Genomic DNA, 12566 nt, shown 5'->3' on the forward strand with positions numbered 1-12566 from the left:
CCGTACTTTCTTCGGGAAAAGTACCCGGTTTCCCGAAGAAAGTACGTAGAAAGCCCTGATTAAGCCCGAATCACCCGAACAACAGGATCCTTGTTGAATGTATCAAAACCTTTACTTAGCCAGCAATCGAATCTGGTTTTCTCTTCATAGTTTTAAGTAGTAAACCAAATACTTAGCCGCTTTTCTGAAGCGATTGTTTTAAAACACCGTTATGAACGCAAGACTTACCTTAGTAGCATTCTGTATGCTGGGATCTGCTGTATTCGCGCAGCAGAAAAATACCGCAACTGCACAGCAGCCATCAAAAGCACCGGCCGATTATGTCGACCTCTACATCGGCAGCATTAACCCTAAAACGCGCAGTACGCAACCGGTTATTAAGGCGCCGGGGGGCAACATGAGTATTTTTCCGGCTTTTAATCCTGCTATCGAAGATTTTTATCTGAGTGATAAGATCATGGGCTTTCCCTTGGGTTTCGGTACCCTGATGATCGCTAAAGGAGATGCGCTTGATCCAAATTCCCGGCCTTCGCGGTTCGATCATGATCTGGAAACGGCTACGCCATATTACTACCAGGTCTTGCTGGAAGATCCGAATGTCAACACGGAATATACGATGACGGACAACGCGGCCATATTCAGGTTTACCATTCCGGCCAACCAGGCCACTTCGCTGGTGTTGTCGGTGCCGGGCAACTCAAGCCTATCGGGTACGCAAAGTATACTCAAGGGCAACGTGCCTTCTGGTCGCCGCGGTGGCCCGCAGGAAAAGAGGTATTTTCACGCTGAGGTCAGTAAGCCGGCTAATCCATCGGGTAATCAGCCCGGCAACAGTGGAAATACCGGTTACTTTCACTGGGCCGCTTCCGCGCAACCGCAAACGGTCGAGTTCAGGGTAGGTATATCCAATGTTAGCGAGGATGATGCTAAGGCTACCCTCGATAAAGAGATCGGCAAATCGACGTTTGATCAGGTTAAAAACAAGTTAAAGGAACGCTGGAATGCGGAGCTTAATCTCATTAACATTAAAGGCGGCTCCGAGCGGCAGCGCGGCATCTTTTACAGCACCTTATACCGCACCATGGTATTGCGCATGGGCAATGTGTGGGATACATACCGCAGTGCTTATGCATTGCAGAACCTGATCAGGCCGCAGGAAACGGTGAAAGCGATCAACAACTTTATCCGGGCATATGAAACCAGTGGCTGGCTTACCAGCTCTGGCGCTATGATCGGGCATCATTCTACCTCCGTAATTGTAGAGGCTTACCGCAAAGGCCTGCGCGGTTTCGATGTGGAGAAGGCTTATGCGGGCATGCGCAAAAATCATATGGAGGCTACCATGATCCCCTGGAAAGATGGCGGGCAGGCACCGATCACCGAGCTGGAGCAATGTTATTTCGATAAGGGTTTTTACCCGGCGCTGCCTGTGCGCGCCGATGCAGGCAAGAAGGACGAGGTCGATAAATACAGTCGCCTGCCTTACCAGGTGCGGTGGTTGCCCGAGGTGGGCGTAGAGGAAACCGTGAAAGAGGTAGATGGCTGGCACCGCCGGCAGTCGGTTTCGGTGACACTGGAGCACGCGTACGACGATTGGTGCCTGGCGCAAATGGCTAAGCTTTTGGGTAAAACGGCCGACTATGAATTGTTCATGAAACGGGCGGGCAATTACCGCAATGTGTTTAATCCTGCTATCGGGATGATGGCACCGAAATCGGCCGATGGTAAATGGGTAGCGCCCTTCGATCCAATCTTTTCAGGCGGTTTTGCTGGTGAAGGTTACTTTGCCGAAGGTAATTCCTGGACCTATACCTGGCACGTGCAGCACGACGTTCAGGGTTTGATTAACCTGATGGGTGGTAACGATAATTTCAATCGGAAGCTGGACTCCCTGTTCATCGTGGGTCACCGTCCTGCCGATAAGCTGGCCTTTCTGGGGCAGTTTCCCGACATGACGGGCCTGGTGGGGATGTACTCGCAGGGCAATGAACCGGTCTACCATATTCCGTATATGTATAACTATTCCGGTCAGCCCTGGAAAACGCAGAGCCGGGTACGCATGCTTATGGACCTATGGTTTGACATCACTCCGCATGGCATCAGCGGCGATGAAGACGGGGGTGCAACTTCAAGCTGGTATGTGCTGAATTCCATAGGCATCTATCCCCAGAATCCGGGTAGTACGGTGTTTGATATCGGCAGCCCATTGTTCAACGAAACCACGATCAACGTAGGCGGGGGCAAAAGCTTCGTCATAGAGGCCAGGAATGTATCCAAACAAAATAAGTACATCCAGTCAGCCACCCTGAACGGCACCGCCTTAAATAAGCCCTGGGTTGACAACGCCGACCTGATAAAAGGTGGAAGAATGGTGTTGGTGATGGGTCCGCGGCCTAATAAAAACTGGGGCAGCAAGCCGGGAGATGCAGCGCCGTCTATGTCGGCATTATAATTTACAAAGTTTACATTTTTATTTACAATCCAGACCCTTCATCTTGAAAATCACCAAAGTAGATTTGGTGAAATCAATTTGAATGGTTATGAAAAATAAAAGAAATGTCAGCTACGCGCTGATCTTGTTGCTGGTTGTGGCCGGCGGACTGGTATTCGCAAACCGCGAAATTAAAAACGAAAATGAGCGCTCGCCAAGGCCCTTATCGAATGCCGAAAAGAAAGCTGCCCGGGATGCCAGAAAAGCCTGGGAGGCTACTCCCGACGGCATAAAGTTCAAGGAATGGGAGAACTCTCCGGCGGGTCGGAAAATACATGCCAGTCATGATAAAATAAGAAAGCACATAAAGGATTTTTCCAATATGGAGGCTGTGGTAACCTCTGTTACTTTTCAGCGTACCTACGCACAACCATCACCAAAATGGCTCATTGTCCGCATCGAGGACGAGGAGTACATGATGCAGTTTATTCCTAAGGATTTTCAGCGGTTAAAAAGCCTGAAAGTTAACGACAAAATTACTTTGAGAAGTCGCAGTGCAGGCTATTCGCCTAATCATCCCTATCTGATCATATCGGGCGACTATATCGAAAAAGACAATAAGGTGCTTTTTAAAGCTGATCCGAGCAAAAACAACGGCTGTTGAGGGGGAGCTGTCTGGCCTCTGCTATTGCTTGCTGCCCGGATACTACCCGGATACTGCCCGGTTGCTACCCGGATGTTGCCCGGGTTGAAGCGCTTAGCTTCCGACCAGGATCGGGGTGGTATCCGGCTAGCATAGCTTAGCTGTTTTTTCACTACTTTGCGCTTAGAAAAGGAATAAATACTATGAGCAATACCGAAAAAAAGCTGCCATCAGAACGCCAGGAAGAGTTGCTGGCCATACTTAAGGAAAGGTTTGAGAAAAACATGGGCCGTCATGAAGGATTAAAATGGGCCGACGTACAGGCGAAACTCCTCGCCGCTCCTGAGAAGTTGTGGATACTCGATGAAATGGAAGTTACCGGCGGCGAACCTGACGTGGTGGGATATGACGAAAAAACGGGGGAATATATCTTTTTTGATTGCGTAGCAGAGAGCCCTAAAGGACGGCGAAGCATATGCTACGATCCTGAGGCGCTGGAATCGCGGAAGGAGCACAAGCCGGCCAATAGTGCCCTGGGCATGTCCAGGCAGATGGGCATAGAGATACTGACCGAACAGCAATACCGGGAACTGCAGCAAAAAGGGAAGTTCGACACCAAAACATCCAGCTGGATCCGCACGCCAGAGGAGATCAGGAAACTGGGCGGGGCTATCTTTGCTGATTACCGGTATGGAACGGTGTTCGTATACCACAACGGGGCAGAATCTTACTACGGGGCAAGGGGCTTCCGGGGTTCGCTGAGGGTCTGATAACCTGATGGGTATCACCGTCTTGAAATGTGAATAAATGTTAAATTTTCAAATCGCTTGGTTTTTGTAATTACTTTTAGTTTACCAAAAACAAAACGATGAACGGATTTAAAAAGCTTAACAACCTCACGGGCTGGGCTGTGTTTCTTTTTTCGCTTACCATCTACTGGCTCACGATGGAGCCTACGGTAAGTTTCTGGGATTGCGGTGAGTTTATCGCTGCGGCCGACAAACTTCAGATTGGTCACCAGCCGGGTGCACCGCTTTTTCTCATGATCGGAAAGATGTTCTCGCTGCTGGCTGCAGGTGAACCGGACAAGGTGGCGTATTGGATCAACTTTTCCTCTGCTTTGTTTAGTGCGTCTACGGTAATGTTTTTGTACTGGACCATAGTGCTGCTCGTGGCCAGGGTTTACAAGTCAGAATCTTTTGTCGCCATAGCAGCGGGCATAACAGGTGCGCTGGCGCTAACCTTTTCTGATACGTTCTGGTTCTCTGCCGCAGAGGCTGAAGTGTATTCCCTTTCTATTCTGTTTACGGCCATCGTGTTTTGGTCGGCCCTGATGTGGGAGCGGAAAAATGACGACCGTTGGCTCGTGCTCATCGCCTTCATTGTCGGATTGTCTATAGGTGTGCATTTGCTTAGTCTGCTCGTTATCCCTGCTGTAGTGCTTATCGGCTATTTCAAAAAAACTGCCCGTGCTACGCCTTTCGGCCTGTTGAAAGCGATTGGTCTATCTGCCCTGCTTTGGGTGCTGGTTCAGTATGTGGTAATCCAGTACACGGTTCTAGTAGCCGCAAAATTCGACATGTTCTTCGTAAACCAACTTAATTTTGGTTTCGGTTCTGGTGTATTGTTCTTTCTGCTGCTCCTTTCTGCAGGTTTAGTTGCGGCGATCATGTACAGCGTCAGACACAAAAAGTATGTACTTAATCTGGGCGTTACCTGCCTTACCTTCCTGTATTTCGGATTTAGCGCATACGCGCTGATCATTATCCGGGCCAATGCCAAGCCGGACCTGAACCTTTCTGATCCCGATAATGCTTACGGCTTATACAATTATCTTGGTCGCACCAACTACGGCAGCAGGCCGCTGCTGTTCGGACCAACCTTCGACGCTCAGCCTGTCGACGTGAAAGAAACGGGCGTTGAATACCGCAGAGGCAAGGATAAATATGAGGTCGCCGGAGAAAAGCTGGACTACGTGTATGGCGAGAATATGTTTTTTCCTCGGGTGTACAGCAGCAAACCGCACCATATCCAGTTTTACCAGCAATGGATGAGGCTGGCAGAGGGCGAAACACCTTCGTTCATGAAGAACTTGAAGTTCTTTTTCACGTATCAGCTTGATTTTATGTACTGGCGCTATTTCTTCTGGAATTTTGCGGGCCGGCAAAACGATGTGCAGGGCTACGCCGGTAAGATGGAGGGCAACTGGCTCAGCGGCATCAAGTGGCTCGACAATATGCGTTTGGAGAAACAGCAGAATCTTCCGCCGAGTATTACGCAGAACGAGGGTTATAACCGGTTTTATGCCTTGCCGCTTGTGCTAGGTGTTGTGGGACTGGTATTCATGTTTAAACGGAGCAGGCGCGATGCGCTTGTCGTCCTGGCCTTTTTCTTTATGACCGGTCCCGCCATCATTTTATATCTCAACCAGGATCCGATGCAGGTGCGGGAGCGCGACTATGCTTATGTGGGGTCTTTCTACGCTTTTGCTATCCTGATCGGATTTGCTATACCTGCGATCAAGGCTATGCTTCAGCGGGTTTCCAAGCCTTCGCTGGCCTTGGTTGCCGCTACGGTGACAGGCTTACTGGCCGGGCCGGTAATTATGGGCTTTGAGGGTTGGGACGATCATAATCGCTCGGGTAAAACCACGGCTCTGGAATGGGCCAAAAACTATCTTAATTCCTGCGCTCCAAATGCCATACTGATCACCAATGCCGATAACGATACTTTTCCCTTATGGTATGTGCAGCAGGTGGAAGGCTTCCGGACCGATGTAAGGGTCGTTAATTACCAGTATTTGTCGAGCGACGACTACATAGATCAGTTAAAGCGACCAATGGGTAAGTCGGCCCCGCTGCCGGTCAGCATGGACGAAAGCAAATATGTGCAGGGTCGGAGGGATTTCATGCGCTATGTAGATTACGGGATCCAGGACAGCGTTGAACTGGGCGAACTCCTGTCGGTGCTTACCTCTGACAACAACGAAGATAAGCTGCCTATGAATGATGGGAGTTACGAGAATTTTCTTCCGACCAGGAAGCTGAAGATTGCGGTCGACGCCGCTCAGGTGATACAAACGGGCACTGTAGCTGAAAAGGATAAAGATAAGATTGCGCCCAGAATGGAATGGGAATTCAACCGGAACGCAGTCGGCAAAGCAGATCTGGTTATCTTTGATTTGCTGGCAACGAACAACTGGAAGCGGCCGGTGTATTTTGCGAGTACGGTAGGAGAGGAGACCTATGTGGGGCTCGACAAATACTTGTACCTGGAGGGTTTTGCCCATCGCTTACTGCCATTGAAGCGATCGGCCGGCGACGACCGTTCAAAAACGGAGGTGACCAATTCAGATGTGATGTACCACAATGTGATGAACCGCTTTGATCAGCGCGGATATAAAACGGCGCGGTACCTGGATCCGGAGAGCAGACGCATAGCCAAGGGCACTTGGCTGATCGTAAATACCTTGTCGGCCAACCTGCTCACGGAAAACAAGTCGCACATGGCGCGCAACCTTATGCTGAAAAGTGTAAAGGAACTGCCACTTAAAATATATAGCATTGATGATACGCTGGTCAGGCTCCAAACGGCTGAGCATTTGTATCTGACTCATAACGCGAATGCGGCAGATCAGCTGGTAAAGCAAACGGCCGACTTTCTGAACGCTGAACTGGCTTATTTCGGTTCCTTAGGCTCAGACCGCTTCCTGTATTATGAGCGTGATATCCGGGCAGGCTTATTTGTGCTGAATAAATTGCAGTTGCTGACCGCCGCCTTTGGAAAAACTGAACTAAGCAATTATGTAAAAGATCGTTTTGAAAAGCAAAAGGCCACCTTTATTTAGACTGGCCGCCCGATAGCAGGTGGTCAAGGAAGTCGGCCACTTTCTGGTTGCCGTAGTCGGCCGCGCCTACGCCTCTGTATACGATCTGACCTGATTTATTCAGGATCACCGTAGTGGGAAGCGATCCTGAAAACATGGTGTCGGGGATGTCGCTGGCTATCGTATGCACTGGGAGTTCAAATCCTTTTTTCTTCATATAGGCAAGTGCAGCCTCCGGCTTGCCATCGGCATCTGCCATAATGAAGACCAGGTCTGGCTTGCTTTTGTAATTGTTGTACAGCTTGTTTATGCCCGGCATCTCTGCGCGGCAGGGCGGGCACCAGGTCGCCCAGAAATTAATAAACACCACCTTTCCTTTTAAGTCGCCCGTACTTATACTGCGCCCCGACGCATCTTTAAATATTACGTTCTGCGTCGACGCTGCGCTATGTTTAACAGCCGGCATCTCGGGCTGAAAGAGGCCCACCGCCATTAAACCCCTTAGCAGTACGGATTTGACATCGGGGAAAACGAACATGGATACCGCTAAACCGATCAGCAGCACCGTGCTAAGGTTGGAAAAAGAAAACCAGGTCTTTTTGTCTTTTGTCGGAATCTCTGCAAGCATAAAATGGTTTTTAGGTAAAGATGGTGATTAAAAATGAGAGGATTGTTTGAATTTTGCAAGGATCTGTTTGAACAGGGATAACGCCGCCCTTGCCGGCGCAAGCATCTTTGTATCATAAATTTAAATCATTATGAAAACAAGAAAAACATGGTTCGTTACAGGTGCTTCTAAAGGTCTGGGTTTAACCCTTGTCAAAAGACTACTGGCACATGGTTATCAGGTAGCAGCTACCTCAAGAACAGTCGACGCCCTAAGAAAAGCGGTGAATGCCGATACGGAAAACTTTTTACCGCTGAGCATGGATTTGCTAAACGAGGCCGATGTGCAGCGCGCGGTAGCAGACGCCCGCGAGCGGTTTGGAACTATCGATGTGGTGGTCAACAATGCCGGCTACGGATTGATGGGCGGACTGGAGGAACTCACCGACGAGGAAGCGAGAAAGAATTTTGATGTGAACGTGTTTGGCTCACTCAACGTGATCCGCGCCATACTTCCGCACTTCAGGGAACAACAGAACGGTCAGATATTTAATATTTCCTCGATCGGAGGTTTTTCGGGCGGCTATCCTGCCTTTGGTATTTATTGTGCCACGAAGTTTGCGGTCAACGGCTTCACAGAATCCTTGTATCAGGAAGTAAAGCCTTTCGGTATCAACGTTACCCTGGTTATGCCCGGTTATTTCCGTACCAACTTTCTTGAAAGCGATTCGCTTGTGGCTCCGAAAACGCAGATTGACGCGTACGAAAACGTCAGACAAATGCAGGTCCTGCATCAGGAGACAATAAATCGCAATCAGCCCAATGATCCTGAAAAGGCAGCGGCAGTTTTAATGGAGGTTGCACTTCAGGATGAGCCGGTTCTGCATCTGTTCCTTGGGGCAGACGCCTATGAAACTGCAGAAGGCAAGATAGCGATGGTGCAAAAAGACATGGAATCTGTGCGTCATCTGGCAACTCAGACAGCTTTTGACTAAATTAGCTTTATGAAATCCACTGAAACTCTGGAAGATTTTTATCGGGTCAAGTTCGGCATCAACTACGAAGGCATTAATGCCGATCTTGGCCACTTTAATGTCTTTAAAATGGAAGATTGTTCTGGTCCCGGCAAACCACCTGTGCAATACAGTCGCCGGGACTTTTACAAAATTGCTTTACTGCGCGGCACGCATCTTTATCATTATGGCGATAAGACCTTGCAGGTGTCGGGAAGTACGCTGATCTTCTTTAATCCGCAGATACCTTACACCTTTCAGCCGCTTACCGAAACGCAGGAAGGATATTTCTGTATTTTCAAAGACGCCTTTTTTACAGGTCATCTCCGCAGTGGCATTAAAGACCTGCCTATGTATGCACCCGGCTGTAAGCCAGCCTATGTACTGAACAGCGAGCAGGATGAGGCATTCGCCCGTATCTTCGATAAAATGGTTGAGGAGATGCAATCCGATTACGTGTTCAAATCAGATCTGATCCGCACATATATCATGGAGATTATCCACGGCGCCTTAAAGCTGCAGCCCTCGGAAACGCTCTATAAGCATACCGACGCCAATGCCCGCATTGCGGCGGTCTTCACCGAGCTCCTGGAAAGGCAGTTTCCGATAGAGTCGCGGTCGCAGCACTTCCAGTTGCGATCGGCCAAGGATTTTGCAGAGAAACTTAACCTGCATCCCAATCACCTGAACAGGGCGATCAAAGCAGTGACAGGCAAAACCACGACCTCGCATATTGCCGAACGTGTGGTAACAGAAGCTATTGCGCTGCTTAAGCATACCGACTGGAATATTTCGGAGATCAGTTTTACCCTGGGCTTTGAACAGCCGGCACATTTTACCAACTTCTTTAAGAGGCAGACCAGCTTAACACCCAGCGCTTTCCGGGTGTAGTATCATCACATTATGTGACGGTGGTCACGTTTCTTCATGGCATTTAGGGGCAACTTTGAATATCAAACCTTGATATGAAAAGTTTACTGCTCACTGTTTTTCTGGGTGCTCTCTGGTTCGGGACATTTGCTCAGGACAGTCCCGTGAAGGATCCGGGACGCATACGGTTTAAGTCGGCCCGGTCTTTCCCCGATGCCTATTATCCACTAGCGCTGAAGCGCTTTTATGATGCTTCAGGTGGCAAGCTCGTCTGGCTCAGCCGCGATCAAAAGAAGCTGACCCAGGTATATGATGCACTGCTCTTGCTCGATTGTGTAATTCAATATGGTCTTCAACCGGGCGACTACCATAACGATAAGCTTTCTTTTGAGCGGTTAAAGGCGGTGCAGGAAATGAAAGGCAAGACTGGCGAAGCTCAACGTCTGGAGTTCGACCTGCTCCTCAGCGATGCACTGATTACATTTATCAATCATCTTCATTTCGGAAAGTTTAATCCTGATTATTCTTCAGCTTTGCTCGACAAGGCCCCCGTCAAAGGCTTCGATGCCACTGTAATTTTGCGAGGGGCTTTGGCAGGAAGGGATTTTCGTGCAGCTATTCTGAACGTTCAGCCTAAAACTGCTGCGTACAGGCAGTTGCAGGCACATATGCGCCTGATGAATGGCCAATATACGGGCGACTGCTACGAGTTCCCTGAGGGCGAGGTACGAAAGATTGCCATGAATATGGAACGTGCAAAATGGAATCACGTTGCGTACCAGACCTGTGCCGTTAAGGATGGTGTGCCGGTGTTTTTTGACGATCCGGATAAGTTGGATGAGAAGCTTGAAAAATTGATGTTTAAATGAAAAAGATCGTTGTTTCGGAGGCAGGAACTGCGTCAAACGCTAATCTGCTTAGTTATGCACACTCGCTGGCCGAGCCATTAAGCGCAAAGGTAGAAGTTCGGGATAATTTAGCAGAGAACGGCCGGTCTGACGTGATGTTAACCGTTGTGGAGCCAGATACTGTGCTGGATACCCCTTATCTCGTTGTGCCCGATGGCTTTAAGTACCGGCCTGTACGTCGAATCGCCCTTGCCGTAGATTTTTTAAGTGCAGATATCCATGCGGTTCAGTCGGCCGCCAGCTTTGCCCGACGGTTTAATGCAGATCTCGTGATTGTATATATTACAGGGGATGAAAGGGAGGCTGTAAAGTCGCGCAAGCATGGTGCAGATTTTTTAAATGAAGTCACCTGCAAGATCAATTACGATCGCATCTATTTTCGGCAGGTCTCTGCTGTCAGCGTAGCCCAGGGGCTCGATTGGTACAGTGAATTTGGACTGGTCGACATCCTGATCATGACGCACCGCAGCACCAATGATTCGGCATCTGTAGGCGAGGGATTTTGCAGAGCGCTTGCGCCGCTGACCAACATTCCGCTGCTTGTACTTCCTGAAGGGGTTTATCCGGTATTCTAATCCTTAGCAAACTACCACATGAACAAATCAGAAATCGTATTCCTCGACGGTCCCCAATCAAGATGGAAGGAGTTCAAGTTTACACTAAATATCTTGTCTCAGTTTATACGCGGGTTCAGGTCACTCCATTTTGTCGGCCCCTGTATAACAGTATTCGGATCGGCCAGGTTTAAAGAAGATCACCCTTATTATGATTTCACCAAAAAAGCCTCTGCTGAGATTGCCAGACTGGGCTTCACCATAATGACCGGTGGCGGGCCCGGATTGATGGAGGCGGCCAATCGCGGAGCGAAGGACGTCGGCGGGCGCAGTGTCGGATGCAATATCAAATTGCCCATGGAGCAGGCTCCAAACCGGTATCTCGACAAGTGGGTGGAGATGAAGCATTTCTTCGTCAGAAAGGTATTGCTTGTGAAGTACTCTTTTGCTTTTGTGGCGATGCCGGGCGGTTATGGTACGTTGGATGAGCTTTTTGAGGCGCTGACCTTAATACAGACCGGCTCGATAAAAAACTTTCCGGTCATTATTCTCGGACAGGAATACCACGGCGAGCTTTTATCGTATATTGATCATATGCTCAGTTGCGGGACCATAAGTGAACAGGATGCTAAAATGTTCCTGGTTACGGACGACATTCAGGAAGCCGTTGAAATGATCCGGGAAAAGAGCATCAAAGCGTACGGCTTGCTGCCGCGGAACAAGCAAAGGCCTTTCCGCTGGTTGTTTGAAAGGCAATAACTACTTTTGCTTTCTGGCGCTGGAAAAGATCGCAAGTTTCGGGTTTCGCAGTTAAGAAATCATGCTGATATTCGTGTATTCATTTGATGTAGAACCCGGGTATCTGTATGGAGCAACAAGCGTTAAATTATGAAAGGATTGCAGCGGCTATAGCTTTTATCAAAGCCAATTTTAAGACGCAGCCGACACTGGAGGAAATTGCCGCTCATGTGCACCTGAGCCCTTACCATTTTCAAAAGCTATTTACGGACTGGGCCGGTACATCACCTAAAAAGTTTCTGCAGTATGTCAGTATAGGCTATGCCAAGTCGCTCCTGGCAAGCGGTCGGCCCACCCTCTTTACCGTAGCCTCAGAAACCGGTCTGTCGGGCACCGGCAGGCTGCACGACCTGTTTGTCGGCATTGAAGGCATGACGCCTGCGGAATATAAGATGGGCGGGAAGTCGCTTCAAATTAGGTATAGCTATGCCTTTACGCCCTTCGGTCAGGTGATTGTGGCGTCTACGACCAAAGGTATTTGTTTTATGGCCTTTCATTCCGATAAACAGGTTGCATTTGAAGATTTAAGAAGCCGTTTTCCTAACGCCTTGTACCGAGAAGGCTCGGATGAACATCAGCAAAATGCGCTGGCTATATTTCATAAAGACGCCACGCTGCCTCAGATCAAGCTTCACCTTAAGGGTACGGATTTCCAGTTGAAGGTATGGGATGCCTTGCTCAAGATACCGGCAAGCGGAGTTTGCAGCTACGGAACGCTGGCACGGCAGATCGACTATCCTAATGCGTCAAGAGCCGTGGGAACAGCCATCGGCGCCAATCCAATCGCCTACCTGATCCCCTGTCACCGGGTGATACAAGCCAGCGGTGACACCGGAGGGTATATGTGGGGCGGCATCCGCAAACTTGCGATCTTAGCCTGGGAGGCTGGTCAACTCGGAGAAAAGTCGCTATATTAG

General features: G+C 49.3%; 11 protein-coding genes. 10 read left to right on the forward strand and 1 reads right to left on the reverse strand.

Annotation, left to right across the window (positions count from 1 at the left end):
- The first annotated feature begins 211 nt into the window (after positions 1 to 211).
- The 4 genes from J3P40_RS05585 to J3P40_RS05600 all read left to right on the forward strand — a co-directional run bounded on the left by J3P40_RS05585 (position 212) and on the right by J3P40_RS05600 (position 6921).
- Entirely contained in the window at positions 212 to 2452 is a 2241-nt protein-coding gene (locus tag J3P40_RS05585; protein WP_256003663.1) for a GH92 family glycosyl hydrolase, read from the forward strand.
- Positions 2453 to 2540: 88 nt separating this feature from the next.
- Complete coding sequence (locus J3P40_RS05590) at positions 2541 to 3095, forward strand: hypothetical protein (RefSeq protein WP_256003664.1); 555 nt, start codon at positions 2541 to 2543, stop codon at positions 3093 to 3095.
- Positions 3096 to 3277: 182 nt separating this feature from the next.
- Positions 3278 to 3844, forward strand: coding sequence for a DUF4256 domain-containing protein (locus J3P40_RS05595; RefSeq protein WP_256003666.1), 567 nt, complete (start codon positions 3278 to 3280; stop codon positions 3842 to 3844).
- Between the two features lie 98 nt (positions 3845 to 3942).
- Positions 3943 to 6921 carry a glycosyltransferase family 117 protein gene (locus J3P40_RS05600; RefSeq protein WP_256003667.1) on the forward strand — a complete coding sequence of 993 codons (2979 nt, stop codon included), beginning with the start codon at positions 3943 to 3945 and terminating at the stop codon, positions 6919 to 6921.
- Here the strand turns inward: J3P40_RS05600 and J3P40_RS05605 are convergent.
- On the reverse strand, positions 6914 to 7528 hold the full coding sequence (locus J3P40_RS05605; protein ID WP_256003668.1) for a TlpA family protein disulfide reductase: 615 nt from the start codon (positions 7526 to 7528) through the stop codon (positions 6914 to 6916). The genes J3P40_RS05600 and J3P40_RS05605 overlap by 8 nt on opposite strands.
- A 130-nt stretch (positions 7529 to 7658) precedes the next feature.
- Between J3P40_RS05605 and J3P40_RS05610 the strand changes: the two genes are divergently transcribed.
- The 6 genes from J3P40_RS05610 (at position 7659) to J3P40_RS05635 (ending at position 12566) form a co-directional block, all read left to right on the forward strand.
- On the forward strand, positions 7659 to 8501 hold the full coding sequence (locus tag J3P40_RS05610) for an SDR family oxidoreductase (RefSeq protein WP_256003669.1): 843 nt from the start codon (positions 7659 to 7661) through the stop codon (positions 8499 to 8501).
- A gap of 9 nt (positions 8502 to 8510) precedes the next feature.
- The gene (locus J3P40_RS05615; protein WP_256003670.1) at positions 8511 to 9410 is read left to right on the forward strand and encodes a helix-turn-helix domain-containing protein; all 900 of its coding nucleotides are present in this window, start codon (positions 8511 to 8513) and stop codon (positions 9408 to 9410) included.
- 74 nt (positions 9411 to 9484) lie between these two features.
- Positions 9485 to 10258, forward strand: coding sequence for a L,D-transpeptidase scaffold domain-containing protein (locus tag J3P40_RS05620; RefSeq protein WP_256003672.1), 774 nt, complete (start codon positions 9485 to 9487; stop codon positions 10256 to 10258).
- On the forward strand, positions 10255 to 10872 hold the full coding sequence (locus J3P40_RS05625) for a hypothetical protein (protein WP_256003674.1): 618 nt from the start codon (positions 10255 to 10257) through the stop codon (positions 10870 to 10872). Before J3P40_RS05620 ends, J3P40_RS05625 begins: the two co-directional genes overlap by 4 nt.
- Before the next feature lie 18 nt (positions 10873 to 10890).
- Positions 10891 to 11610, forward strand: a complete 720-nt coding sequence (locus tag J3P40_RS05630) for an LOG family protein (protein ID WP_256003676.1) — start codon at positions 10891 to 10893, stop codon at positions 11608 to 11610.
- Positions 11611 to 11717: 107 nt separating this feature from the next.
- Entirely contained in the window at positions 11718 to 12566 is an 849-nt protein-coding gene (locus J3P40_RS05635) for a bifunctional helix-turn-helix domain-containing protein/methylated-DNA--[protein]-cysteine S-methyltransferase (RefSeq protein ID WP_256003678.1), read from the forward strand.

Source organism: Pedobacter deserti (genome assembly GCF_024436415.1).
Lineage (GTDB): Bacteria > Bacteroidota > Bacteroidia > Sphingobacteriales > Sphingobacteriaceae > Pedobacter > Pedobacter faecalis.